Raw genomic sequence first — 26,930 nt, 5'->3', positions numbered from 1 at the left:
AAATTAAATAGGGATGCAAAAATGCATCCCTATTTAATTTGTAATTTTCTATTCTAAGATCAAGTATTATAATATTCCCAGAATGAAATCTTACTAACGGGAGAAATTTAATTTGTACATATATTATCAAATTGGAATATTTGTCGGTTTAGTGTTTGTGGCGCTTGCTATCAATATTTTTCGTCAAGCGCATAAAAGTGGCTATCCATCGAATTTAGTCAACTGCATATTTTCAATCACTATTTCAACAGCTGGAATATGCATCATCGTTGCTAGCTTAGCCGCAATTCAACCACACAATTGGTATACTAGTAGCTTACTTTGGAAAATGTTAATTGCCGGATAGTAAAAATGGCCCAATACCAATCAAGGTATTGAGTCATTTTTTGATTTATTCTACTTTACTTGTACCTGTGGCGTAATTCAAACTAACTCCTTCTTGGACATTAAAGATATAAACGTTGAAATGAACTGAATTAGATTTGACCGACTGTCCTTCCATTTCAACCCCACGTGCCAGAAGTTCATTACCACGAAAGACGGGAGTCACTCTATAACGCACATAATTACTGTTTGATTCCTTAAGATAATCTGCAACTTCATCTTCATAACGAAGCATATCCGGATCATTAAGCTGTCTTGCTCCAGTCATCAAATTCTTTAAATTATTATTTTGACCAGTCAATTGGTAGCCAATCAAGTGACAGCGATTATACAACCATCCACTAGCAATTCTCTTATTATGCCATCCTGTCGGATCTACATGCAAAGGCTCACATGGACCAGTAGGCATCAATGATTTATTAAGTAATGCGTTAGCTGCAGTTACTCGATTTAAACCATCTAAATTACCATAACGTTGCCAAGCACCATTAGCTGTATTTAAATCACTTTGAGAAAAATTGGGATCATTATTATTGACTGTAATAATATCTTGCCCTTTATAGGTTAAATTAGCGAGCTTAGCTGCACTAACCGATTCAACTGCATGTGCGTCAGAATATTTCTTAAGTTCTTTTCTTAATTTAGCGATCTTTTTATCGAGTACCTGTATTTTCTTTTCAGTCTTATGATTTTTAGCTTCGATTTTCTTAGCTTTTTGTTGAGCTGTTCGATTATATCTAATCACCGTTTTAGGAGTTTTAGCTAAAACAGTTCCTTGGCTCTTTGAGTATTAGAACAACCTGATAAAGTAAAAAGCAACAAAAAACTTGAAAACAAAGTTATTGCTTTATGTTTATTCATTATCTTAACGACTTTCTATAACCCGCTGCTTTTGCTTCAGCTTCTGAATTAAAGTAAACGGTATTGGCGGAATTCATGCGGTAACCGGCTTGACCTGGGACATGATAAATTTTGGAATTATGATTACCAACAATCTTACCAGTTTGAGCAGTATTCATATCACCATGATTACCAGCTGCTGCACCAGTAGTATGATGAGAACGGCTAGTATTAGTCTGAATAGAAGAGTGGGATTTAGAAGCAGCATTATTTTGTTGCGCTGCTTCCTCATTGGCCTTCTTTTCAGCTTTGATTTTTGCAGCTTTGGCTTTTTTATCCTTAGCTTTGGCAACAGCTAGTGCAGCTGATAACTTTTCATAGTCTACTTCTTCTTTTTTCTCTTCCTTATTTAGGACTTTTTCTTTTGCTTTAGCTTGTGCTAATTCTTTTCGTCCAACTTTTTTAACAACATAATGTATTTTAGGCTTAGTCGTCTCCGCCTGTGTAGAGTCATCATCTGGCAGGGTACTTCCCCACCAGCAGAACAATACAAAGACCACAACTAATGAACTTAGAATAGACCAAAATACTCTATGCTTAACTTGTTTAAAAGCATATTTCTTTAACAAATAATATGGAATTAGATAATACCAGAATAATATCCAAAGTATTACCTTTCCCACTTTTTTAACGTATCCATATTTTATCTCTTTGATTCACGATAACCGGCAGCACGTGCAGCAGCCTTACTCTTAAAAAAGACAGCATTTTCATGGTTCATGCGATAACTATGACCATAAATTACATGAAAGATTTTGCTTTTTTTATTACCAACGATCTTGTAATCGCCTGTCCAAATTTTAGCTTTACTATATTTTTTAGTAGAACGTTTAGGCTTACGAGTCGCTGCCACAACTGAGGTAGTTGGATTACTTACGCTAGAACTAATTCCTACTTCACCTAACAGCATCAAGATCGTTGTTAGCAACAATACTAATTTCTTACCCTTTTTCATAAAAATACCCTCACTTTCAAGTTATAAAGATAAACTTATATTATTGGTTTATACCTAATAATGAATTTTAAAAAAAGGCCGACTGTAAAATTAAATTGAACACTTTGTAAAAAAATAAAAGCCCATCTGGGCCTGTTTGATAGAATGTTAATAACCACAAAAACTTCTATTGGAGGTCACAAATGGACTCTTTATATTCTACTATGAATCAGCGCATTAAAGGCAAACACTTATCATTCGAAGAGCGGGTTATTATCCAAACTCGTATCAAAGACGGCTTATTGCACGTGAACTTGGTTGTTCCCCGTCTACCATCAGATATGAAGTCAAACGCGGTACTGTTTCTCTTTATCATGGCAAACAGAGGCGGTACAAGGCTGATCACGGTCAAAGCGTTTATCAGGCTAATCGATACCATTGTGGCCGCAAATCAGACCTCTTGAAGAAATCTGATTTTATCGAATATGTTAACAAGCATTTCTCTGAAGACGACTGGTCGCTTGATGTATGTGCCAATCGCAGTTTGGCTATAGGAGAATTTTCTAGTAATCAAACGGTTTGTACTAGAACCCTGTATAACTATGTCGATCAAGGATTAATGGATAGCAGAAACTGTGATTTGCCCGAAAAGTTAAAACGCAACACTAAAATTCATCGCATCCGCAAAAATAAGAGAAAGCCTGGCTGAAGCATTGAAGAACGTCCACAAGAGATCAACGATCGAAAAGAGTTCGGCCATTGAGAATGCGACCTGGTTTTAGGACATAAGACTAGAGATGATCAAGTACTGCTGACTTTGTCTGAGCGAATGAGTCGCGAGTTTTTAATCTTGCGGATTCCCGATAAGACCGCTACCAGTGTCATGCATGCTTTTAGAACGCTTCAAAAACAATACAGCGAGCACTGGAACAACATCTTCAAGACAATCACTACTGATAATGGCTCGGAGTTCGCGGATTTAGCTAATTTAGAGCAAGTCTCTAAAACGCTTGTTTACTATGCTCATCCATATACTTCTTGCGATAAAGGCACTGTTGAAAGACATAACGGCCTTATTCGTAGATTCATACCTAAAGGTGATTACATCAATAACTATTCTCTTCAAGACATCATTAATATTGAAACCTGGTGCAATTCACTGCCGAGAAAGATCTTAGCATATCATACCCCAGATGAAATCTTTGAAAAGAAGTTGGACAAGTCGAGGAAGTTAAAAATGTTGACGTAGAATTTGTCTGGTACCCTGTTTGGTCACCAAATAAGATGAACGACGCAGCTAAAAAATACTTTGGCATAGAATAAAGAGAAGTAATTCCAAGTTTGAATTACTTCTCTTTTCATTTTTGATTTACTTTAATAAAATATCGCTAGGCACAATTCCTTTACCAAAGTATGGTTTAAGTTCAATTTGGTAATCTTTCTTGAAGAAACCTTCGGCAGTCAAACGATTGATTTGTTTATTAGTCCACTTCAATAAAGATTTGTTACCCTTCTTAACAGCAGGTGCAATAAATTGGTGAGGACCAATTGATCTAATTCCTACTACATATTGCGGATTCTTTTTAATCCAGGCATATAAGTAGGAGTTATCATCAGCTAATGCAGCTCCTCGCTTATTTTTCATTGCATTAAATTGCTGGGTTTCTGAATCAAAACGTAAAAGCTTTATTCCAGGACGGTTAGCAAAGTAGTTTTCACCCGTTGATCCTTTCAAAAGAATCAATTGTTTCCCTCGCAATTGCTTTTCACTGGTAATCGGGTGACTCTTAGGTGAAACGACACCAGTTGATACTTTCATGTAAGGATGGGCAAAATCTACTACTTCTGCTCTTTCTGGAGTCTTGGTAAAGTTGGCTAAGACCATATCTACTTTATTAGAATTCAATGCGTCAACCCGGTTATTTCCGTTAAGTTGGGTAAATCGTGGTTTCACACCCAATTCTTTAGCTAATTCTCGTGCAAGTCGCAAATCAAAACCAACCCGTTTACCTTGAGAGTTAACCCAACCATATGGTGGTAAGTCGCCATAAACACCAATTCGAATATAACCTCGACGCTTAATTTGGGTCACACTATTATTGTTACTCCAACCGCTACCACCAGCAGAACGAGCTAGATATGGTTTAGTTAAACCCATATAAGCTGAAGCTAACACTACGACAGCGGCAATTACACTAATAATAGTGTTGAATATCTTTCGTCCACTCATAGTTTCATCCCCCTAGAAGTCCATATCAGTGAGGAATTGCTGAGCTCTTTCAGATTGTGGTTCAGTAAAGAACTGTTCACAAGGAGTTTTTTCAATAATCCTGCCTTTTTCCAAAAAGAGGACTTGATCAGCGACACGTTTAGCAAAGTTCATTTGGTGAGTAACTAAAATCATTGTCATATGATCATTTTCTGAAAGTTTTTTAACAATATCTTCAATACCACGAACCATTTCAGGGTCAAGAGATGCAGTAATTTCATCAAGTAGAATAACTTCAGGCTTCATAGCTAAAGTACGGACAATTGCCACTCTTTGTTGTTGACCACCAGATAATTCTCGAGGATACGTGTCAGCATATTGATCCATATTTACCCGTTTTAACAAATGATGTGCTTCTTGTTCTACTTCTGCTCGATCCCGTTTTTGGACCTTTGTAGGTGCCAAAAGAATATTTTGCATTACTGTTAGGTTTGGAAAAAGATCATATGATTGAAAAACCATGCCAATCTTTTGTCGAATAGCTTGCCATTCTTTTGGAGAGGGCTGGACCTTTTTACCATGAAAGACAATCTCACCATTTTTATAATTTTCTAAACCATTCAGTGTTCTTAAGAGTGTTGATTTACCTGAACCTGAGGGACCCAGAATCGCCAAAACTTCACCCTTTTTCAAATTAAAGCTAATATCGTGAAGTGCTTGCCAGTCACCATAAAACTTGTTTAGATGTTCCACTTTTAAAATTTCTTCAGTCATTTTTCTCACCTATTTTTGCTTTGCCATTAAACTCTTTGCCCATACTGATAAAGGATAATCCAGGATAAAGTAAAAGAAGAAAATCAAACCATAAACCCAGAAAACACCTGTTGGGAATTTTTGATTATTTGCTTCAATAATTTGTTGTCCCACATTGATAACATCCATTACACTGATCAACATTAAAATAGAAGTTGTTTTAATTACTCTTGTTGCTAAGTTGATCGTAGCTGGTAACTCTAATTTGAATGCTTGAGGCAACAAAACATACAAGAAAAGCTGCATCTTACTCAAACCCAATGCCAAGCCACTTTCCTTTTGAGCTAATGGCACGGATTGCAAAGCCCCACGAACAATATCGCTGAACTCTGCTGCTACCCAAAGCGAAAAAGCTAAGACTGCCATCCAAGTACCCGGCCAATTAATATGCAAGCTACGAGGCAAAATATAATAAACCAAATAAAGTAGAACTACACTAGGTAAAATCCTAAAGATCTCCATGTAGACTCTTAAAATGCAACGAATTATTTTATTCGGCATTGTCCGAAGAACACCGAATATAGTTCCGATAAGCAATCCAATGATAATTGACAAAGCAGCAATCCAAATAGAGGTCCATAAACCAACTAATAGCCGATCAAAGTTGCTGCCGCTAAATAAGACATTAATCCCCGAATGCGCCATAACGAACTTTCCTTTCTAGCCAGTTTAAAAGCAAAATTACTGGAATCATAATAATCGCATAGCCGATAACCAACATTAAAAGATATTCGTTAGACCGGTAATACATTCCTATTAGGTCCAATGCGGTATTAGTCAATTCTGGAATCGCAATCACTGTAAAGATAGATGTTTCCTTAATAAGAAAAATCACATTAGCTGCCAAAGCTGGCATACTTAAGGCAAATCCTTGCGGGAACACAACGTATCTTGCTAATTGAAAGCGATTCATTCCTAAAGCTTCGCCAGAATTGATTTGACTATCCGTTACCCCTTGGAAGCCACCGGTGAACCCTTCAGCCATGTAGCCTCCCCCAAGGAAAATCAAACCGATAATTCCGGCAGTAATTGATGACATTCGCCAACCAATTACTGGAAATGCATAATACAAAAAGAAAAGTTGAATTAAAAGTGGTGTATTGCGTGCCAATTCGACATAAGCTGTTGCAATCTGACTTAAGATCGGGGTCTTAAAGTATTGCAGCAAACTTGCAATGACTCCAACAATGATTGAGCCAATAATCCCAACCAATGAGAGCCAAACAGTAAGAACGAAGCCATGCCCATATGCTGGCAATGCCTGCTGTATAATGGTCCAGTCCATTTATATACCTCTCATTCATGAAACATAATACTTTAGTGTGAATAATAATAGACTTATTAATATAAGTCAAATTTAACTTTAATTTTTGTTTATTATTCAAAAAATCATATAATATTTAACAGATTTAAAAAGACTGGGGAAAAGTTGATGTATGTCTTTTACCAAATCGGTATCTCAATAGGGATGATTTTAGTTGCACTTGCTATCCATATTTTGCGCCAATCTATTAATGAAAGTTCGCAGTTCACCATGGTTAATTACATCTTTGCCTTATCTATTACCATTGGTGGCATCTTCATCATTGTAGCTAGCTTAGCGGCTATTCAGCCCCAGAACTGGTACACTAGCAGTTCACTTTGGAAAATTTTGATTGCAAATTAAAAATGATTCAGTACCTTGAGTGGTATTGAATCATTTTCTTTTTATTCTATTCGACTATTACCAGTCTCATAATTCAAACGAACACCATCTTTAACGTTAAGAAATTAACTACTTACTAAAGCCTACCTTGTACCAAACATTATTTGCAGCTGCTGGTTTTAACGAGTAGTTCACGATCTTATTATTAACAGCTTGAATCGCATAAGAGTTAGTCATTGGTACAATATAAGCTTCATCGTTCATATATTGTTGCCATTTATGAAAAGCTGCTACCCGGTACTTGTGATTGAATGCCTTAGTAGAATCAATTTCATCAAGCAATTTATTGTTTTCCTTGGTAACGAATCTAGAGTCATTCATTGGGTTAGTTTCGCTGTACATCCCTCTTGGTGAAGGCTCTGATGACAATGACCAAGCTGCCATAAACATATCGACATTTTTATCATCGTGGTCCAGTTTGTCGTAGAAGGAATTGAACTCAATTAATCTGCCACCAGTTAAGCTGACATGCAAGCCGATTTTATGCCACTGTTGAATATAATTCTGAATAATCGGCTCTTGCACTGCGGAACCTGTCATTGCGGCCAAGTGAATACTCAAAGGCTTGCCATTAGGTTGAACCCTCCATTTGCCTTTCTTCTTGTAGCCAGCTTTATCCAATAATTGGTTGGCTTTCTTTAAATTGTATGGAAAACCTTTAGCATTCTTATCGAAGTAATCGCCAAATTGAGCAGGAATCAAAGTTGGCACTCTGAAAGTCAAACCTTGCGTGTATCTCTTTTCAACTTGATTAATATTCATGGCATAGGCAATTGCCTGACGCAAAGATTTATTGTTCATCTTGGCATTCTTATCCATGACATTCTTGCCATTCTCCCACTTCCCGACTTTGAAGCCTAAGTAACTATATGCAAGAGGAATCTTAGCAATAAAGTTAGTATTCTTAGCGTTCTTAACGGCTTGCCAATCAGAGTTAACTACATCTGCAATATCAAACTTGTGACTCTTAATCGCTTGACTGGCTGATTTAGTCGAAACAACTTGCGCCACAATCTTATTCAACTTTGGTTTACCCCTCCAATAATATTTATTGGGAACCCAAGTTACTGACTGACCTCTGACAACTTTGCTAACTTTATATGGTCCAAAGAATAATGGATCTTTTCTGATTTGATCTGATGAAACTAATTTACTGAAAGGTACATCCTTTAAATGATGATATGGAGCTGCCGTTTCAATAAAATAGTCATTACCAGATTGCAACATCCCTGGCTTCATTGCTAAAAAATGAATGACAATAGTTCTGCCATTTTCACCATCAGGATAAGTTATGCCTGAAATAGTTTTCGCTTTGCCATTGTGATAGGCTTTCATTCCCACGATATTAGCTAGAGAATCTGAGTACCGTAGACTGTTGGTAGCTTTATTGGCAGTCATTTCATATGGATATTCCAAATCCTTAGCAACCACTTGCTTGCCATCAGACCACTTAACTCCTTTCTTAACAGTAATGGTTACTGTCTTGGCTTTCTTGTCTAATTTAAAAGTAGCTGGGCCTTTATTAGTAATCTTATATTGATTATCAGTATCGAACAAAGCCTCATTACCAAATTGCATTACGTCTGAATCCACTTGATCAACTGATAACTGACTATCAAAAATCCCTTTAAAAGGAGTATCAGTTTCAATAGCATAGGTTAAAGTCCCGCCCTGTTTTGCTGTTTTTTGTGGGGTTTGTTCAGGAAACTTATTCGCAGTCTTGGCTGCATTCTTATTATTCTGACCACATGCAGTTAAACTTAAAGCTGCACCAATAAGTAAACCGGTAGTACTGATAAATTTAATAGCTTTCATAGTCGTTTCTCTTTTCTAAAAAATAAAAAAAGGCCCACATCCCAATTAAGGAATGTGAACCTTCATAGAATAATTAGTAAATCAATTATCTGAGATTAGGATCGCCGCACACCATAATTTAGGATCACAAATAAACCATCATTTTGGTGGCGGCGTCGTAATTCTACTGTTAATGCGCTTTGTGATTCTAACATGATATGTGACTCCTTTCTTAAATTAATTTAATGTTATATTAATCTTTCTTTTAGCTATTGTCAATAAATATTTTAGAATTTCTTATTTACATAAAAAGCACCGTCAAATGACAGCACTTCAATATTTTTCTACTTTTCAGCTAACTTGGTAGCCTCTTCTGCAGTATTTTGAGTCTTAACTTTCAAACCTTTGAAAGTAACATCACTAGCCTTTACATAGACACTACCAACATTTTGCTTAACCCAAGTGTATTCATATTTACTATGTGGATCACGCATTGAAAAAGTAGTACCAATTAAGTGATAGAAAAGTTCTGCTTTCTTTTCACTAGGTACCCAAATGTAACGAGCATAATCAACCTGATAGTTGTTCTCAGGCAAAAAGTTGCCACGAGCTGCCTTTTCCAAATATTTGCCACCTAAATCAACTAGCTGACCTTGATCATTGTAAAGTGGTGTAGTCTTTTCTAGGCCTGGTTTAAAAGTAACCAACGATTGAGTTGATTCCGCAAAATTATGATTATCATCCATGAAGAATCTAAAGCTAAAATTACCCTCATCTTCATCTGGATAATCACCTGCATCAGTCCAGTACAAGAATTGATCCTTGGTGCCAGCTATTCTAACGTACAATTGTGGGTCAGTGTAGTCAGTATCGATCAAAACCTGATCAATCTTAACTTTGCTACCAGCACGAACAACTTTAGAAGTTTCCTTTAAATCTTTGTTCAAAACATACATATCAGCACGGGGGATTACATAAGTTGGTTGCTTCGTGAAGACATATTGACCATTGATTTTACTTACATTCAGTGCCTTAACGTAGCGACCGCCACCTAAAGCGTAGTAAACTTTCCCTTTAATCTTGTATTGTTTCAAAGCTTGTGGATCTTTATTAGAAGATTCACTTGGGTAAAAGAAGAAATCATCTGATGAACTAGCTGCTTTGACACTACCACTGTATGTCACTAAAGTACCTTTTCTTAAAGTACCTTGTTTCTTGATACGTTGACCCTTCTTGTTGTAGACATAAGTGTTGGTTTTCAAGAACATTACATTTTTACCGGCAACTTGGCTTACATCCTTTGCCTTAACATAAGCACCGCTGCCAACGTAATAGTAAAGTTCACGTGAAGTTTCTGTCAATTTGCCAGCATATTTAATCTTTTGATTACGAGTTACAGTTGCCTTGCCACCACGATATGATTTCAAACGCTTGCCGTTTTTGTCATAAACGTAACCTTTACGAGCAATATTAATTACACCCTTGTTGCTAATACTGCCTAAGCAATTAGACTTAATATAACCATTGTCACCAAGCCACACGTAATTTTGACCATTATTAATTCTGATTATTGGAAAACTATCGCTTGACAGAAGTGAAATGCGACTAGTAATCCAAACTGGATTGCCATAGGTCTTAATTGTGCTATTACTCTTAACTTTTTTCTTGCCAGTATAAAAATTACCTTTTTTGTTATAAAGCGTAATACCATTTGCACTAGTTTTAATTGTTTTTTTGGTAGCTTTCTTACTAGCTGCAAAAACCGGCTCATTGTTTTGAGTCAAAGCGATAGCCGGACTCAATGCCATTAAAGCTGCAGCTGAAACTAAGATGATTTTTTTATTGAGTTTCATAATTTTACCTCGTAAATATATACCTTTAATTCTTATTTTAGTTTTTCTTATGAAGATAGTCTATCTTTATGCCCTCTATAAATTTTTATACATTCAATACCTAAAGAACTACAATAGTGATGTATAGAGGTACAGCCAAAGCACTCGCACTCTGAATAACAGAAAGGATGATTTCATGAAATATCTATCAAGAAATCAAGCAGAACAATGGCTGCATCAACATACGCTTTATGGGCAAAAGAAAAAATTATTCACTAACAAGTTTATGAAGAGATTGAAGAACTCCTATCGTTTGGTTCCCGACAAACACACCATCTTCGGGAAAAAATACAGCTTGTGGGAACTAAAAGAATATGCTCACGATGTAAATCTTAGACTATTTGCTTAAGCAAAAAGGCACCACTTAAATGCAGTGCCTCTTATTATACATATTTTTACTAAAATGACAGGTTGATACCTTTCATCAAATGATTCAAGATTATATTATAATTTAAGGAGAACTCATGAAAAAAGTAACAGACTTACCTGATAAAAATAAACGACCAAAGAATAAACCGCGAAAACAGATTAAAGTTAATAGTTTTGCAACGGCAATGTTGGCTAAGGCTGAACAAGATAAGTACAAAGGTCCACAAGCCATTGATGAGAACGGTCATACGAAAGAAGATCCCAAAGAAAAATATGAAAATGATGCTGTTACGGATTTCTGGAATGCTCTCTTTCCTAAAATTGATTCTGAAATAGCGGAAAAGGATAAGAGTAGAACTAAAATTGATCCTTCTAAGGTGATTAATTTCACAGATAAAAAATGAGACTTTAAAGTAATTTCACATATACTCTTTCTGTACTCACAAAATAGACTATATACTAATACATAGTCATTTTAGGAGGACGTAAAAATAAAGAGAAAAATTATTACTGTAGTTTTAAGCATACTCGCAGCTATTAGTTTTATCACTATATTCAACAACGGTCTTAATAATAAAAAGGTTGAAGCAACTCGGCTTCATCGTTATACCATACCTGCACGTTATCGTGGACATTGGCAGAATAAAAAACACAAATGGCAATGGATAAATATCACTAAACATACTATTTGTGGTGAATATCTGTCAAAGCATCCAATGACTACTTATCATGGTTCTAATGCTTTGAACATGAGAATGAAACCATCTACACATTACTATTTAGCTTGGCGAGGTGGAAAAAATCTTTGGTTCTGTTGTCCAGGTGGTGAAGAAAGTAATGTCTATCGTAGTGGATCTAAATTAAAATTTCGTGTTGATACATGGACAATGACTTTACAACGTCGTTAAACAAATAGCATCTCCATTAACTAAAATGGGAATGCTATTTTTATTTTTTTATTTTCACATTAACCTGATACTTTACAGGAATTATCTCGGCCAAGTTATCCTTCAAAGGATTTTTTATCTTGTAAATATAGGTTGCTTTTTTACATCAAATACTCGATAAATCCAATAATTAGAAAGAGATAATGCATGTTGTCTTTCATTTTCAGTCATAATAAAACTAAATTTATTACTTACTTTATCAGTGGTACTTTTAACTTCAATTTGTCTCGGAGTACCATCTTTTTCAAAAGAAAGAATATCATACCCAATAGCATCAGATTTCTTTGATTGCCATTGAATCTGCCTTTGAAGATTGCCAAATTCTGCTAGCCTTTTCTTTTCGTATTCAAATACTTCTTTATCACCCAATTCTCCTACATCTAGGTTAGCTTTCTGTTTGGTTACATAGTCTACTTTAGAAATGAATCTCTTTTGAGATTGTGGATTTTTAGCTTTATATTTTACAGCTGTTTTATTAAAAGCAACTGGAAACTCTGGACTATCTTCTCTAGGAGGCAATGGTACTATTTGTTCAAGTTTGACTGCTTTATTGTTCTTGCTACCATTAAACTGATTTTCTTCACCTAATTTATATGCAGCTGGAAAAAGGTGATAAAAGTAATTACCAAATTTGATATTATTCCAATTTTTAGTAGCATTATCTTCATACTTCAATTTTAAAAGGAGTCGTTGTTTTTCAAAAAGTGAGATATTTCTTGAAACTGAATTCCCATAGAATTGAAATACAAAATAATCCAACATTCTTTTAGAAAAAATATTTAAGTACTTTTCTGGATAATATATCGACAGAATTTTCATTTTAACCATAGGTGCAAGAGGATGAGTTTCAATTACTTTCTGATTATTTGAATTCCCAGCTTCAATCAAATCTGCAATTGATTCTCTTAATTTTTTAAAGGACAATTTTAAATTTGGATTATCTTTAGGGGTCTGCCATACTTTATTAATTAAGTATTTTTGATATTTCTGACTATAATAAATACCAAATTTTGAAGCCGTTGCGCCTTTAATGCTTCCTAATCCACTAAGTTCTCTTTCAAGACGATTACAAAAACTATCTTTGTTACCTTTTCCTTCAATATATTCAGCTACAGTCATCTTGCTTCTGATGTAGTCTACTGGAAAAGTATTAATAAAATTGCTTCTTAAATCTTCTAAAATTTGATCCTGAGAATCATAGGAATCTAGCATATAGTCAAATTGTGTTAGGCTTCGCATAACATTTACCTTCGCGTTGCATCTTATCAAGAGTATTCAGTTTTAATACTGAATGTAATAATAGAATTATTTTATTCTAACTCCTTAATGTAAGACAAGTATAAGAAAGTTAAGTTTATACCATAAAAAAGCTCCGCTTTACACGGAGCTTTTTCATATCTAGTTCAAATTAAGGTCTCTTCCAACCAGTACTTTGGTTATATGGAACTTGGAATACATGGCCGTTATTACCTTCAACTTCAACTACATATTCACCATTGATCATCAAATCTGGATAATTAAGAGTTACTTCTTTACCTGCCTTCAAAATCATTCTAGGATAATCAAGATCAGGAATGGAAACCACATTAACTGTTGGGACTAATGAAATCTTTCCCTTAGAATTAGTGTATTTCTTGATATTTGCTAACTTATCTTTATAAGTGCCATCATAAGTCTTAAAGTCTAAGTCAATTGAATTTGGTACTACCTTCGTTACCACCGAATTCAATTTCAGGGCCATTATTACCACCATGAACAGAAACATCTATTTCATCATCTTCACTTGGAATTTTGATAGCTTAGCCCTTAAGAACTTTAGAATCTCCATCATCGTCATATGCTTTGGTATCACGAATAGCAACCAAGTTACCACTCTTTCTATTCTTCAACCAGCCCTTGTATACAGCAAGCTTAGCTTTATCTACTGGTGTAATATCGGCATCAGTAGTATCTGAAGAATTGGTAGAAGTACTTTGATCAGTTTTTTTCACGGCTTTTTTCTTTGCCGAAGCCAAGTTAGAAACTAAAACGTACTTGTTCTTGCCAATACGCGCATATTTCTTACCCCTGATGGTCTTATAACCGTAAATCTTGATTTTCATGCCCTTCTTCAAATACTTCTTATGAGTGCGTTTACCATGGCTAGTGTAAATAGCAGCATTACGTTTCAACTTTCTAGAAACAGTTTTTGCTTCAACCACCTCTGCATTGCTATTAGCAGCAATTGCAGTTGTACCAACTGATAGCAAGGTAATTGTAGCCATGCTAGTAAACAAAGTCTTTTTTTAATCCATTTTCTAACTCCTTATTACTAAAAGATTTTCTCTTTTATATTTTAATATCTCAAGACTCAAAAACAGGCATATCTGCAATATTGCAGGAGCAAATCATGAATTTAATTTTTATCTAATAAAAAAAGCATCCCCATCGGGATGCTTTTTACTTTCTCTAATAAATGCCATAACCTGTCACAGGAATATAAGGCATCCAATTGAAATCATACTCAGCTAGTTTTTCCAACTCCGTATTACCATCAATAATCGCAGTAACGCCTTGCGCAATCATCAGGTTCATCTTCTTCGGTCTCTCTGGATGTTCAGTAAATGGCACCAACACTACTGGCTTATGATTTGCACGCATGAAGCCAATTTCAAACGCACAACCATCATCTAAAACATCCATATCATACAAAAACACGCCACAAGTAGCACTGTTGATCCCATTAAGATCATTTTGAAAAGTACCCACTCGCCAGGTCATGCTTCTTTGGCCACCAATTTCTGGATTCTTCTCTTCCGGATCAACAAAATCATAATCGAATGGAAAATGTACTTTGGCAATGGTTGGATTCTCAGCCAATATTTCTTTTGCCCTTTCCACTCGTTCATGATCTATCTCTCGATTGAATGATCCACCTAAATAGATCTTACCGGTTGCGATTTTCTTTTGCATTTAGTTTTTCCTCTCAGAATATTAATTTTAAAAGCAGTATATCACACATTATTCGTTTTTCACACTATATATAGACATAATTTGCTTATTTTAAATTCCATATTGACATAACACGTACATTAATTTATTATTTTAATAAAATCATTCTCAAAATAATATCAATTCTGGAGGTAGAAATGAACTCAAAGTTCAAAAAGATTTTATCAGTTGGTGCGATTGTATTTGCGGCAGGTTTAGCCTTAACCGCTTGTTCGGGCAAGAAGCAAGGTGCTTCAACTAACAAGGATACCAAACACGGTATTGCCTTAATCACCGACCAAAACGGTGTTGACGACCATTCCTTTAACCAAGCTGCGTGGGCTGGATTTAAAGCTTACGGTAAAGAACATGGCTTAAAGCAAGGCAAGGGCGGTTATCAATACTTCCAATCAAGTGGTCCTTCCGATTTCGTTCCCAACTTCGACCAAGCTTCTAAGGCTGGTTATCAAACCATCTTCGGTGTCGGTTTCGAATTACAACAAGCAGTTAGTCAGGCTGCCAAGAAGAATCCTAAGAAGAACTTCGTAATCGTCGACAGTGTAGTTAATGGTCAAAAGAATGTTGCTTCTGTCACCTTCAAGAGTAATGAAGCTTCCTATCTCGGCGGTTTAGCTGCAGCTTACACAACTAAGACCAATAAAGTTGGCTTTATCGGCGGTGCTAAATCAGCTATCATTGATTTATTTGAAGCTGGCTTTAAGCAAGGTGTAGCCGATGGTGCTAAGGCGCTTCATAAGAAGATCACCGTTCAAACTCAATACATCGGTAACTTCACTGCTACTGATAAAGCGAAATCAATTGCTCAATCAATGTACGCTAACAAGGCCGACATTATTTACCAAGCAGCCGGTAATGCTGGTAACGGTGTCTTCCAAGAAGCTAAGGATTACAACCAAACATTACCAGCCGACAAGAAAGTTTGGGTAATTGGGGTTGATGTTGATCAATCCGGATTAGGTAACTACACTGCTAAGAACGGTAAGAAAGCTAACTTTACTTTAACTTCTGTCTTAAAAGGCTTAAACGTGGCTACTAAGAGTATTGCTAACGATGCATACAACAACAAGTTCCCAGGTGGCAAGCACCTTGTCTACGGCTTGAAGGGCAATGGCGTTTCAATTACTAAGGGACAACTTAGCGACAAGGCTTGGCAAGCAGTTCAAAAGGCACGTACGCAAATCATTGACGGTAAGATTAACGTTGCTACTAAACCAAGTAAATAATTTCTAATTTAACAGTCAAAAACTCTTCGTCTTGATGGAGAGTTTTTTTATAGGAAATATCAAGCTATGGAAAATAAAAATACAGTTATTGAAATGAAACATATCGTTAAAGACTTTAATGGTTTTAAAGCTAATAACGATATCAATCTCAAATTGCATAAAGGCGAAATCCTAGCACTACTCGGCGAAAATGGTGCAGGAAAATCAACTTTAATGAGTATTCTCTCAGGTTTACTTGAACCCACTTCTGGCGAAATATTTGTTAACGGTGAAAAAACTAATATCGCTAGTCCCACGGCTGCCAAAAAACTAGGTATCGGGATGGTGCATCAACACTTCATGCTAGCTAATTCTTTCACAGTTTTAGAAAACATTATTTTGGGTCATGAGACTACTAAAGGACCTGTCTTAGATATTAAAAAAGCAAAAGAAAAAGTTTTAGCTTTATCTGAACGTTATCATCTAGCCATTGATCCCGATAAAAAAGTTGCCGATATCACAGTCGCACAGCAACAAAGGGTTGAAATCCTTAAGATCCTCTACCGCGGCGCAAATATCCTTATCTTTGATGAACCTACCGCTGTTTTAACCCCACAAGAAATTAAAGAATTTATGAACATTCTTAAAGGATTAGCTCATGAAGGTAAATCCATTATTTTAATTACTCATAAATTAGAAGAAATTAAGGCGGTCGCAGATGAAGTTACGATCATCCGTACTGGTCAGGATGTTGGTACTTATCAAGTCAAAGACATTAGCAACAAGCGCATGGCAGAATTAATGGTTGGGCATGCGGTAGAAATGAAATTGACCAAAAGAGCCGAAAATTTTGGGCAAAATATTCTTGAGGTTAAAGACCTGCAAGTCAAAGAAAATCGTGGCAATTTAGCCATTAAAGGACTCTCACTCTCACTTCGCGCCGGCGAAATTCTAGGCATTGCCGGAATTGACGGCAACGGTCAAGATGAACTAGTTGAAGCAATTACCGGTTTACGTCACGTTGATCAGGGATCCGTCATCATCAATGGTCAAGATATGACCAACAAGCCTACGAGAAAGATCACGGAGCAAGGAGTAGCCAGCATCCCTGCCGATCGACAAAAATATGGCTTAATTCTGCAGATGTCGGTAGCAGATAACCTTATTTTGCAAAGCTACTACCAGCAACCTTTTTCTCATCACGGAATTATCAACTTCGATGCAATCAAGAAGCATGCTAAAGCGGCAGTTAAAAAGTTTGATATCAGAACCGCCAGCAGCGATTTACCTACGGGAGAACTCTCAGGTGGTAATCAGCAGAAAGTCATTATTGCCCGCGAACTTGAACGAGGCAGTGATTTGATCATTGCCTTTCAACCAACTCGCGGACTAGACGTTGGGGCTATTGAATATATTCATAAACAATTGCTAAAAGAACGTGACAGAGGTAAGGCGATCCTCCTTGTCTCATACGAACTAAACGAAATCATGCAGTTATCTGACCGCATTTTAGTACTGCATGATGGTCAAAAATCTGGCGTAGTCAAGCCAGACCAAACTAATGAAACCGAATTAGGTTTATTAATGACCGGTATACAGAAAGAAGGACAAGACCTTGATCAAAGTTTCAGCTAAAACAAAACGTTATTTAGTACCTATTATTTCGGTAATTGCCGGATTTTTAATCGGAGCAATTATCATGCTCATTTGGAGCTACAATCCAATCACCGCTTATTCTTCCATGTTTGCTAGTGCTCTTGGCAACATGAATGGCTTAGGCGAAACCATCCGTGAAGCCACCCCGTTGATTTTTACTGCAGTTGGCTTTGCCATTGCATCAAAAGCAGGATTTTTTAACATTGGATTGCCAGGACAAGCTCAAGCCGGTTGGCTTACCTCTGTTTGGATCGTTTTAGCCAATCCAACTTTACCTAAATACATCTTGTTGCCATTGGCAATCTTAGCAGGTGCTCTAGCCGGAGCAATTGTAGCTGGGATAGCAGGATTTTTACGAGCATATTTTGGCACTAATGAAGTAATTACAACCATCATGCTCAACTATATCGTGCTTTACCTTTGCCAATATTTAATGCAGCAAGTTATGCCAGAAAGTCTGCGCAATGGTGCGGACACTACTAAAGACATTCCCGCCAATGGCAGCTTACACTTAGATTGGCTGAGCCATCTTTTCGGTGATTCTCGTATCAACGCCGGTATTTTCTTGGGAATTGGTGCCATCTTAATTTATTGGTTCCTCATGAAGAAAACAACTGTCGGCTTTGAAATCAAAGCTGTAGGTCTTAATCCATTTGCCAGCCGTTACGCTGGAATTTCTGCTAAAAAGAACATCATCCTTTCCATGCTTCTTTCTGGTGGTTTTGCAGGAATCGGCGGTGTAGTGCAAGGTTTAGGAACTTACCAAAACTACTTTACTCAAACTAGCAGTATTAACATCGGTTGGGATGGACTTTCAGTAGCTTTATTAGGAAATAGTACAGCAATTGGGATTTTAATTGCTTCTCTCCTGTTTTCTATCCTTAAAATTGGTGGTCTTGGTATGCAAACGGTAGCCGGCGTACCTTACGAAATTGTTTCAATTGTAATTGCCGCTATCATTTTCTTCATTGCTATCAAATATGTCTTTGAATTGCTCTTTGCAGTAAACAAAACAGCTAGCTATAAGCATCCTTTAAAGAAAGGTACAGAAATTGGTCCGAACAACGGTGTCGATGGACCAAATATCAAATTACAAAAAGAAGGACCAGTACTATGAATCTCACATCTCTTCTAGCATTAATCGTTTCCTCAACCTTGGTGTATTCTGCTCCATTAATTCTTGCATCCCTAGGCGGCGTATACAGTGAAAATTCGGGTATTGTCAATATTGGTCTTGAAGGTATCATGACCATTGGTGCTTTTACCTCCATTATCTTCAACCTTACTTTTGCCCAAGATTTTGGCGCCGCTACTCCATGGCTAGGCGCACTAGTTGGTGCAATCTTCGGCTTAATTTTTTCTCTATTACACGCATTCGCTACTATTAACCTTCATGCTGACCACATCATCAGTGGTACGGTATTAAATTTATTAGCTCCGCCTTTAGGTGTATTTTTAATAAAAGCTATCTATGAGAAAGGTCAAACTCCTAACATTACTGCCAACTTTGGTTACACCAATATTCCGGGATTAGCTGACATTCCTGTCATTGGTAAAGTCTTTTTTACTAATACTTCTGCTCCTGCATGGCTTGCAATTATCATCACGGTCTTGCTCTGGTGGATTCTTTACAAAACTAGAATTGGTCTGCGTCTTCGGTCAACTGGTGAAAATCCGCAAGCCGCTGATACCCTTGGCGTAAATGTTTATAAAATGCGCTACATCGGAGTCCTTACTTCAGGCTTTATGGCCGGTTTGGGCGGCGCAGTCTTTGCTCAATCAATCTCCGGTAACTTCTCTATCTCAACTATCGTTGGTCAAGGTTTTATGGCTTTAGCTGCTGTAATTTTTGGTAAATGGAATCCAATTGGCGCAATGCTTTCATCCCTTTTCTTTGGTTTTGCTCAAAGTCTAAGCATCATCGGTAATCAACTTCCAGGCTTTGAAAAAATCCCAACGGTTTATATGCAAATCGCTCCATATGTCATCACAATCGTTGTCCTAGTCGTCTTCCTTGGAAAATCTGTTGCTCCTGCAGCTGCTGGCGTAAATTACATCAAATCAAAATAATTTACCAAGCAGTTGAAAAAAAGATACATGTATGATATAAATTTAATATACATATAGGGAGTAACCGACAAATAATTGTACTCATGGCGTCAAGTCACGAAAGAAATTTCCGCTGTGAGTTTAAATGGTGAGACTATTACATAAACGCTCTTAAGTTTATGCAGTAGTCTCTTTTTTGTTTGGGACTTACTGAAGTTTATTGGAGGGTCTTATATTGAAACAATATTATTTACAGACCAAAGCTAAAGTCTTAGAAGAATTAAAGACAGGTAGCGGTGGTTTATCATCTCAGCAGGCTAAGGCTAACCTAACTAAGTATGGCAAGAACACCTTGATTGAAGGCAAAAAGAAAACGACATTGCAGGTCTTTTTAGAACAATTTAAAGACTTGATGGTAATTATCTTAATTATCGCTGCCGTGATTTCTGCCTTTACTGGTGAACGTGAAAGTACTTTAGTAATTATCGCGGTCTTAGTCCTGAACGCAATTTTAGGTACTGTGCAGCACATCAAAGCTGAGAAGTCACTTGAATCATTAAAATCACTGTCTTCACCTAGTGCTAAAGTTTTGCGTGATGGCAAAAAGATTGAAATTGATTCAAAAGATGTTGTTCCCGGCGATATTATGTTACTTGAAGCTGGTGACATGGTAACTGCCGATGGACGTATCTTGGAGAACTTCTCACTGCAAGTTAATGAAAGTTCTTTAACTGGTGAATCAACTAACATTGATAAAGCGGATGTAGAATTTGATCATGAAATGCCACTTGGTGATCGTATCAACATGGTCTACTCTAGTTCTCTTGTAACTTATGGTCGTGCTAATGTAGTAGTTACGGCCACAGGGATGAACACAGAGATCGGTAAGATTGCTTCCTTAATGAACGAAACCAAGGAACGTCGTACCCCATTGCAAATCTCACTTGATAAGTTCTCGTCAAAACTTGCCACAGCAATTTTAATTATCTGTGCTATTGTGCTTGGTTTGCAAATATGGCGTGGTCAACCAATTATGGATGCTTTGCTCTTCGCAGTAGCATTGGCCGTAGCTGCAATTCCTGAAGCTTTAAGTTCAATCGTAACCATCGTTCAAGCCATGGGTACACAAAAAATGGCTAAAGAAAATGCCATTATTAAAAACTTGGCTGCCGTTGAATCGCTTGGTTCAGTATCAGTTATTTGTTCTGATAAGACCGGTACTTTAACCCAAAATAAGATGACTGTCCAAGATATTTATATCGGTGGTAAAACTCTTAAGCCAAATCAACTTGACCTAGATAATCAATTACATCGTTACTTACTATATGATGCAGTATTAAACAACGATTCTAGCTTAGTTGATGGCAAGGGTATCGGTGACCCAACGGAATACGCATTATTAGAAATGTACCGCCAAGTACCTGGTATCGACTTAGGTGATAAAGGCTTAGGCTTAACTGAAGAAGATTTAAGAGGGCTTTTAACTCGTAAGCAAGAAGTACCTTTTGACTCTGATAGAAAATTGATGAGTACTAAGCACTTGATTCATACAGTTCCTACTATCTTTGTTAAGGGTGCCATCGATGTCTTGCTTGATCGCTGCGTTAACATTAGATTAGATGACGAAGTTCGTCCAATCACGAAAGAAGATAAGAAGCAAATCTTAGCTCAAAACCAACACTTCTCCGAAAATGGTTTGCGTGTGTTAACTTTCGCTTATAAAGAAAGCGATGAGGACTTAACACCTGAAACAGAAAATGGCTTTACCTTCATTGGCTTGGTTTCTGAAATTGACCCACCTCGTGAAGAAAGTATTGCAGCTGTTGCCAGAGCTAAAAAAGCTGGTATCCGTACTGTAATGATCACCGGTGACCACAAGGTTACTGCAGTTGCTATTGCTAAAAAGATTGGTATCTTCAACGATGGTGACTTAGCTGTTACTGGTCTTGAACTTGATAAGATGAGCGATGAAGAGCTTGAACAAAAGATTGAGAAGATTTCTGTTTATGCTCGTGTATCTCCTGAAAACAAGATCAGAATTGTTAACGCATGGCAAAAGAAGGATCATATCGTTTCTATGACTGGTGACGGTGTTAACGATGCCCCTGCTTTAAAGAAAGCCGACATTGGTGTTGCCATGGGAATCACTGGCACGGAAGTATCTAAGGACGCTGCCAGCATGATCTTGGCTGATGATAATTTCGCAACCATCATCAAGGCTGTTGCTAATGGTAGAACTGTTTTTGAAAACATTAAAAATGCTATTATGTACCTGCTTTCAGGTAACTTGTCAGCTATTATTACGGTATTATTTGCTTCAATTGGTGGTTTTTCAGTACCATTTATCGCTGTACAATTACTGTTCATTAACTTAGTTACTGACTCTCTTCCAGCTTTAGCAATCGGTGTGGAACCAGGTGCTCCAGATGTATTGGACAGAAAGCCACGTGATCCTAAGGTTGGTATTTTGGATAAATCATTAGTTACCAAGGTAGGACTTCAAGGCTTGATCATTGCAGTCGGCGTAATTACCGCCTTCATGATTGGTCGTCAAACTAGTCCAGCTGTTGCATGTACGATGGCCTTCTCTACTTTGACATTTGCTAGATTGCTTCACGGTTTCAACTGTCGTTCACAACACAGCATTTTCAAGATTGGCTTTAAGAACAACTGGTACAGCTTAGCTGCATTTGCTGTAGGTACATTGCTTTTAGCATTAATCTTGTTTGTACCAGCATTGCACGGTTTGTTTGCCGTAACTCCTTTAACTGGCAATCAACTTTTTTGGATTATTGGTCTTGCAGTAATGCCAACTGTGTTGATTCAAATCGTTAAAATAGTTAATGAAAATAAATAATAATTTTAGACAAGCAAAAAAGCTTCGTTTCTTCATGAGACGAAGCTTTTTTGCTAACCTTAGGCGTGGTATAATTCTATTAATCTTTTAATATATTTCTAAGGAGTATGTTATGAAATATCAAACTTATACCTTTTATAGCGCTAATTTTGAAGAATTTTCAAATATTTTAAATAACCATATAAATGAAATTAATAAATCATCAGGGATTATAGATAATATTCAATTCTCTACTTCACCATATTCTAATAGTGGAAATATTAATTTAAATTTAAATGGTAATAGAACTGGAACAATTTTAAACAATATTACCAATACAGCTTCATATAATGATAATGAGAATACAAACATCAATGGAACTTTTAACAATAATAATACTAGTACTATTTTTTCATGTTTGATTCTCTGGCATCAAGCCTAATAAAAAGGGAGATATTAGTACAAATTGTACTTCATATCTTCCTTTTTTACTCAACTATTTCTAAATCAGAATTTACACTTTCTTTTTTACCTAGTGTAATCATGATCACAATGAAGCTAAGTGCAAATGCTGAAACATTAATCATCCATCCTAAGTTGTAAGATCCAGTTTGATCGAAGAATAAACCGATCAAGTAAACCGAAGCTGACATGGCAAATGCACCAATCATATTGACGACCGAAAGAATGTTACTATAGTCTTTTTCACCAAAAATTTGACGAATTAAATATGGCAATGCAACTAAACAAACTCCCTGACCAAGACCGAGAATTACGGCAGCTAAAATCAATAAATTGCTTTCTCTAAGCATTGCCTGGCCGCCCCAACCGATTACACCGAATAAAGAATAAACGGCTAAAACTAACTTGGCATTAAACTTATCAAGGAAATAACCGATAGAAATCTTACCAATTGCGGCACCAATCATTACTCCTGATACAACAGTTGCGGCAGTGATTGGTGAAATTCCGATATTAGTAATATGTCCTGAAATATGTTGGACAGAACCGGAAACAAATTGCAGTGCAAGCATGGCGAAAGCTACAGCGTAAAATACTGGCATCTTCAAAGCTTGCTTCAGGCTTAAACCTGTTAAAGCCACCTTTTTGCTTGATTGCATTGCTTTGCCATATGCAGGATATTGCATCGTTGGTTCAGGCTTAATTGAAATAGCTAAAGGAACTAAAATCAGTCCAATCAATAGAGCTTCACCAACAAAGCCGCCACGCCAACCAAATTGCTTAATTACTTCGGCAATAATCGGATTAAAAATCGTTCCACCTAAAGCAGAAAGTCCGAGCGAGATTCCCATCACTGTGCCGAGCTTTTGGTTAAACCACTTGCTAAGCAAAACAGGAATTGACAAAGTAATTGCGATCGGCTGACAAATCCCAATGATTGTCCATGCAAGATAAAAATGAACTAATGAATTGGCAAAAGTTAAGCTAAGCATGCTAACGGCAATTAAGACAAAGCAAGCGGTTAAAAGCCAGCGTAAATTTACCTTTTCCATGATTTTACCAGCAAAAAGCAAGGCAATTGCGGCAGCCGCATTCTGAAATGTCGTCATTAGTGCAACATTAGCACGTCCTACATTAAACTCTTGACTGATTGGCCCGAAGAATAATCCAATTGTATTAACCAACAAGCCAAATCCAATCATTGAGATAAAACAACAAACGATAAATATCCACCAAGGAAAAAATGATTTTTTATGTGTCACTTCTTTTCCAACTTTCTAAAAAATTGTCTTTTACTATTATATGTGAAAAATATCACTTAATGTTTTAAGAAAATTTAAAATTAGTCATGAAAAAATGCCCCACAACAGTGAGGCATTTTAATGATCTAATGAATTTAATCTCTTTTAATGTAAGGCTTTACTATGTCAAGCAATTCTGTCAATGCATTCAAGCTAGTTAAGGTTTGAACAGAAAATGGTTTGCCTGGTTCTGCTGGCGTTCCGTTGTCTAAGAACAAATAAGCATATCCTTTGAAGACATCAATGTTAACACCTAATCTATCTGCATTAGTATTAGTTTTACGAAGCATTAATGCAGGTGAACCTAGGTTATCTGTTAAATGATGATATACTTCCCAATTTCCTGAATTTTTAACGCCTTGTTCAATCTTTTGCAAAATTTCTTTGTCTGTCATATAACTTCCTCCGAACTTATGAATATAAGTTCATAACTATCAATAGTTTTTTAATTACTCTTCATATCTATGATAGCATATTAAGTTACAGCGCTTACAAAATAAGAATAAAAACTATTATTCTATGTTTAGTAATTTATTCTTTACTAAAACAAGCTAGTCATATATTCGCTAACTGCACGCTGTTGCATTTCTTCCCAGCTATTAAAATTAGTTTCCTTCTTAACAAAATCATCTACCACTTTTTGACCTAATTGTTCAATCTCAGGAAAACTTCTTGCGCCCAACTCTCTTACAAAAACATCAATCGTAGTAAAATGCGTATTCTTTTGCATGAATCTTGGATTAAACAAGTCTTGATAAGATACTGCTTGTTGTCCGCCCTGTTCTTCTGCTACCTTTTCCAAATTTTTCTTCAATTCATCTTTTTCTTTAGTCATTTTTCTAGTCTCCTAATTAATTTTTAATTCCTATTAAAATAATACATTGATTAGTAAATATTAGCTATAATGAAAGCAGAATACTTACTTGGAGATACAGAAATGACGAATCGTTACAAAAGTGTATTTGATATTATCGGGCCCATCATGGTAGGTCCATCTAGTTCACATACAGCTGGTGCCGTTGCAATCGGCCGAGCTGGAAACAAACTTTTTGGAGGAGTTCCTAGAAAAGTAACAGTCCATTACTATGGCTCTTTCGCCCAAACTCATCGCGGCCACGGGACAGACTACGCCATCGCCGCGGGAATTTTAGGCTTTGACACAGATGATCTGCGTGTACCTAACGCACCTGAAATTGCTAAAAAACGTGGCGTCGATATTCGCTTTGTCGAAGAAGATGGACCTAGTCCAATCGATCATCCCAATACAGCAATTTTAGACATGTCTAGCGGAACCAAAAAGGAACAGATATCGGGCTGTTCTATCGGCGGTGGATCGATCGAAATTCGTCATTTAATAATTCACGACACCGAAATCACCCCAACGGGTTCGTTGCCAATTATTATTTGGCTTGATTATGAAAAAGATATTCTTAACGAGCAAAATTTGACTTCCTTATTACAGGAAAAAGCTCCTTTTAGTAAGAAGCGAATTTTTTACACCAAAGATTGCAATATCTACGAATACGATATCGACAACTATCTCAAGCCTGCCTTAGTAAAAGAGTTAAAAGAAAAGTTTGAAAACATTATTTGTCTTTAAAACGGAACAAGATTATGTATAACCATATTAAAGAAATTGTTGCTGATTCTGAAAAGCAACATAAACCTATTTCGGAGTTAATTATTGAACAAGAATGCGAGCTATCTGGTCTGCCGCGGCAAATAATCTGGAACCGAATGAAACATAATTTGGCTACAATGCGTGCCGCAGTGGAGCGTGGAAAAAGTGGTGATGGCGTATTTTCTAAAACAGGTTTAACTGGTGGTGAAGCTGTCAAAATTAAAAAGTATCGTCAAACTCACCATACTTTATCTGGTGACACTATCATGGCCTCAGTGCAAAATGCGGTTGCCACCAACGAAGTCAATGCTTCAATGGGCGTAATTTGTGCCACTCCAACTGCGGGTTCTTCTGGTACCTTGCCTGGTGTCTTGTTTTTATTAGAAAAAAGAATGGATCTTAGTGAAGAGCAAATGATTCGCTTTCTTTTTACTGCTGGTGGATTCGGCCTTGTTATTGCCAATAACGCAGAAATTGCCGGCGCAACCGGTGGCTGCCAAGCCGAAGTTGGTAGTGCATCTGCCATGGGCGCCGCTGCTGCAGTTGAGGCAGCTAGTGGCAGTGCTGAGCAGAGCGCACAAGCAATGTCGATTGCAATGTCTAACTTGCTCGGTCTAGTCTGCGACCCAATCGCTGGCTTGGTTGAAGTTCCTTGCGTTAAGAGGAATGCAATCGGTGCAGGCAATGCTTTAATTTCGGCAGACATGGCGCTTGCGGGATGCACCAGTGTAATTCTGGCCGACGAATGTATCGACGCCATGAAAAAAATTGGTCATCAAATGCCAGCATCCCTCCGCGAAACCGGAATTGGCGGCTTAGCTGGCACTCCAACCGGCCAAGCAATCAAAGCTAAAATTTTTGGCAA

Annotated in this window: 26 protein-coding genes and 3 pseudogenes; 13 read left to right on the top strand and 16 right to left on the bottom strand. The window is 36.9% G+C overall.

The window, feature by feature from the left end:
* Nucleotides 1-391: 391 nt before the first annotated feature.
* From FC37_RS08415 to FC37_RS08405, 3 genes and pseudogenes are all read right to left on the bottom strand, one after another.
* Nucleotides 392-1,245: pseudogene (locus FC37_RS08415) on the bottom strand (DNA/RNA non-specific endonuclease).
* On the bottom strand, nt 1,245-1,907 hold the full coding sequence (locus tag FC37_RS08410) for a sunset domain-containing protein (protein ID WP_236697312.1): 663 nt from the start codon (nt 1,905-1,907) through the stop codon (nt 1,245-1,247). The pseudogene FC37_RS08415 and the gene FC37_RS08410 overlap by 1 nt, the downstream one beginning before the upstream one ends.
* A 20-nt stretch (nt 1,908-1,927) precedes the next feature.
* Nucleotides 1,928-2,239 (bottom strand): sunset domain-containing protein, encoded by a 312-nt coding sequence (locus tag FC37_RS08405; RefSeq protein WP_025006223.1) that lies wholly within the window; start codon nt 2,237-2,239, stop codon nt 1,928-1,930.
* Between the two features lie 182 nt (nt 2,240-2,421).
* On the opposite strand from FC37_RS08405, the pseudogene FC37_RS08400 reads away from it, so the two are divergent.
* Together FC37_RS08400 and FC37_RS11005 are read left to right on the top strand one after the other, a co-directional pair.
* Nucleotides 2,422-3,467: pseudogene (locus tag FC37_RS08400) on the top strand (IS30 family transposase).
* Nucleotides 3,431-3,541, top strand: a pseudogene (locus tag FC37_RS11005) (DNA methyltransferase); the annotation flags it as partial. The pseudogenes FC37_RS08400 and FC37_RS11005, both read left to right, overlap by 37 nt.
* Before the next feature lie 46 nt (nt 3,542-3,587).
* Here the strand turns inward: FC37_RS11005 and FC37_RS08395 are convergent.
* From FC37_RS08395 to FC37_RS08380, 4 genes are read right to left on the bottom strand one after another with little or no spacing between them, the layout of a single operon-like run.
* Complete coding sequence (locus FC37_RS08395; RefSeq protein ID WP_013642223.1) at nt 3,588-4,448, bottom strand: transporter substrate-binding domain-containing protein; 861 nt, start codon at nt 4,446-4,448, stop codon at nt 3,588-3,590.
* 12 nt (nt 4,449-4,460) lie between these two features.
* Nucleotides 4,461-5,201, bottom strand: a complete 741-nt coding sequence (locus tag FC37_RS08390; protein WP_013438313.1) for an amino acid ABC transporter ATP-binding protein — start codon at nt 5,199-5,201, stop codon at nt 4,461-4,463.
* A 9-nt stretch (nt 5,202-5,210) separates the two neighbouring features.
* A complete protein-coding gene (locus FC37_RS08385; RefSeq protein ID WP_013438314.1) occupies nt 5,211-5,885 on the bottom strand; it encodes an amino acid ABC transporter permease in 675 nt (224 codons plus the stop codon).
* Nucleotides 5,866-6,525, bottom strand: a complete 660-nt coding sequence (locus FC37_RS08380; RefSeq protein WP_013438315.1) for an amino acid ABC transporter permease — start codon at nt 6,523-6,525, stop codon at nt 5,866-5,868. Before FC37_RS08380 ends, FC37_RS08385 begins: the two co-directional genes overlap by 20 nt.
* A 147-nt stretch (nt 6,526-6,672) precedes the next feature.
* On the opposite strand from FC37_RS08380, the gene FC37_RS08375 reads away from it, so the two are divergent.
* Entirely contained in the window at nt 6,673-6,906 is a 234-nt protein-coding gene (locus FC37_RS08375) for a hypothetical protein (RefSeq protein WP_025006224.1), read from the top strand.
* A 108-nt stretch (nt 6,907-7,014) separates the two neighbouring features.
* On the opposite strand, the gene FC37_RS08370 is transcribed toward FC37_RS08375, so the two are convergent.
* Nucleotides 7,015-8,760 carry an oligopeptide ABC transporter substrate-binding protein gene (locus FC37_RS08370; protein ID WP_025006225.1) on the bottom strand — a complete coding sequence of 582 codons (1,746 nt, stop codon included), beginning with the start codon at nt 8,758-8,760 and terminating at the stop codon, nt 7,015-7,017.
* A 323-nt stretch (nt 8,761-9,083) separates the two neighbouring features.
* Nucleotides 9,084-10,592, bottom strand: coding sequence for an SLAP domain-containing protein (locus FC37_RS10875; protein WP_156400671.1), 1,509 nt, complete (start codon nt 10,590-10,592; stop codon nt 9,084-9,086).
* A gap of 175 nt (nt 10,593-10,767) precedes the next feature.
* Here FC37_RS10875 and FC37_RS08355 point away from each other — a divergent pair, with 175 nt between their 5' ends.
* Entirely contained in the window at nt 10,768-10,980 is a 213-nt protein-coding gene (locus FC37_RS08355) for a hypothetical protein (RefSeq protein ID WP_025006226.1), read from the top strand.
* A gap of 115 nt (nt 10,981-11,095) precedes the next feature.
* Nucleotides 11,096-11,404: a hypothetical protein gene (locus FC37_RS08350; protein ID WP_025006227.1), complete on the top strand. Its 309-nt coding sequence runs from the start codon at nt 11,096-11,098 to the stop codon at nt 11,402-11,404.
* A 618-nt stretch (nt 11,405-12,022) separates the two neighbouring features.
* Here FC37_RS08350 and FC37_RS08340 read toward each other — a convergent pair.
* The 4 genes from FC37_RS08340 to FC37_RS08325 form a co-directional block, all read right to left on the bottom strand.
* Nucleotides 12,023-13,186 (bottom strand): protein NO VEIN domain-containing protein, encoded by a 1,164-nt coding sequence (locus FC37_RS08340; RefSeq protein ID WP_236697311.1) that lies wholly within the window; start codon nt 13,184-13,186, stop codon nt 12,023-12,025.
* Nucleotides 13,187-13,355: 169 nt separating this feature from the next.
* The gene (locus FC37_RS08335; RefSeq protein ID WP_025006229.1) at nt 13,356-13,688 is read right to left on the bottom strand and encodes a hypothetical protein; all 333 of its coding nucleotides are present in this window, start codon (nt 13,686-13,688) and stop codon (nt 13,356-13,358) included.
* 58 nt (nt 13,689-13,746) lie between these two features.
* Nucleotides 13,747-14,211: an SLAP domain-containing protein gene (locus tag FC37_RS08330; protein ID WP_056945605.1), complete on the bottom strand. Its 465-nt coding sequence runs from the start codon at nt 14,209-14,211 to the stop codon at nt 13,747-13,749.
* A 184-nt stretch (nt 14,212-14,395) separates the two neighbouring features.
* On the bottom strand, nt 14,396-14,899 hold the full coding sequence (locus tag FC37_RS08325; protein WP_025006232.1) for a nucleoside 2-deoxyribosyltransferase: 504 nt from the start codon (nt 14,897-14,899) through the stop codon (nt 14,396-14,398).
* A 176-nt stretch (nt 14,900-15,075) separates the two neighbouring features.
* On the opposite strand from FC37_RS08325, the gene FC37_RS08320 reads away from it, so the two are divergent.
* The 6 genes from FC37_RS08320 to FC37_RS08295 all read left to right on the top strand — a co-directional run bounded on the left by FC37_RS08320 (nt 15,076) and on the right by FC37_RS08295 (nt 23,123).
* Nucleotides 15,076-16,161: a BMP family lipoprotein gene (locus tag FC37_RS08320; protein WP_025006233.1), complete on the top strand. Its 1,086-nt coding sequence runs from the start codon at nt 15,076-15,078 to the stop codon at nt 16,159-16,161.
* A gap of 66 nt (nt 16,162-16,227) precedes the next feature.
* Nucleotides 16,228-17,775, top strand: a complete 1,548-nt coding sequence (locus FC37_RS08315; RefSeq protein ID WP_056945604.1) for an ABC transporter ATP-binding protein — start codon at nt 16,228-16,230, stop codon at nt 17,773-17,775.
* A complete protein-coding gene (locus FC37_RS08310; protein WP_025006234.1) occupies nt 17,756-18,913 on the top strand; it encodes an ABC transporter permease in 1,158 nt (385 codons plus the stop codon). Before FC37_RS08315 ends, FC37_RS08310 begins: the two co-directional genes overlap by 20 nt.
* Nucleotides 18,910-19,866: an ABC transporter permease gene (locus FC37_RS08305; protein WP_025006235.1), complete on the top strand. Its 957-nt coding sequence runs from the start codon at nt 18,910-18,912 to the stop codon at nt 19,864-19,866. Before FC37_RS08310 ends, FC37_RS08305 begins: the two co-directional genes overlap by 4 nt.
* 214 nt (nt 19,867-20,080) lie before the next feature.
* Nucleotides 20,081-22,702 carry a cation-translocating P-type ATPase gene (locus FC37_RS08300; protein ID WP_056945603.1) on the top strand — a complete coding sequence of 874 codons (2,622 nt, stop codon included), beginning with the start codon at nt 20,081-20,083 and terminating at the stop codon, nt 22,700-22,702.
* A 112-nt stretch (nt 22,703-22,814) separates the two neighbouring features.
* Complete coding sequence (locus FC37_RS08295) at nt 22,815-23,123, top strand: hypothetical protein (protein ID WP_056945602.1); 309 nt, start codon at nt 22,815-22,817, stop codon at nt 23,121-23,123.
* A gap of 46 nt (nt 23,124-23,169) precedes the next feature.
* On the opposite strand, the gene FC37_RS08290 is transcribed toward FC37_RS08295, so the two are convergent.
* From FC37_RS08290 to FC37_RS08280, 3 genes are all read right to left on the bottom strand, one after another.
* Nucleotides 23,170-24,405, bottom strand: coding sequence for an MFS transporter (locus FC37_RS08290; RefSeq protein ID WP_025006236.1), 1,236 nt, complete (start codon nt 24,403-24,405; stop codon nt 23,170-23,172).
* A 134-nt stretch (nt 24,406-24,539) separates the two neighbouring features.
* Nucleotides 24,540-24,839 (bottom strand): hypothetical protein, encoded by a 300-nt coding sequence (locus FC37_RS08285; protein ID WP_025006237.1) that lies wholly within the window; start codon nt 24,837-24,839, stop codon nt 24,540-24,542.
* 146 nt (nt 24,840-24,985) lie between these two features.
* A complete protein-coding gene (locus tag FC37_RS08280) occupies nt 24,986-25,279 on the bottom strand; it encodes a hypothetical protein (RefSeq protein WP_025006238.1) in 294 nt (97 codons plus the stop codon).
* 102 nt (nt 25,280-25,381) lie between these two features.
* On the opposite strand from FC37_RS08280, the gene FC37_RS08275 reads away from it, so the two are divergent.
* Both FC37_RS08275 and sdaAA read left to right on the top strand, forming a co-directional pair.
* Entirely contained in the window at nt 25,382-26,044 is a 663-nt protein-coding gene (locus FC37_RS08275) for a serine dehydratase beta chain (protein WP_025006239.1), read from the top strand.
* A gap of 14 nt (nt 26,045-26,058) precedes the next feature.
* A partial coding sequence (gene sdaAA / locus FC37_RS08270) for an L-serine ammonia-lyase, iron-sulfur-dependent, subunit alpha (protein WP_056945607.1) occupies nt 26,059-26,930 on the top strand: 872 nt, incomplete at its 3' end.

Origin of the sequence: Lactobacillus gallinarum DSM 10532 = JCM 2011, from assembly GCF_001434975.1 — a bacterium.
In the GTDB taxonomy this organism is placed as follows: Bacteria; Bacillota; Bacilli; order Lactobacillales; family Lactobacillaceae; genus Lactobacillus; species Lactobacillus gallinarum.
The sequence above is the reverse complement of the archived record's forward strand: the minus strand, read 5'-3'. Positions and strand labels throughout refer to the sequence as shown.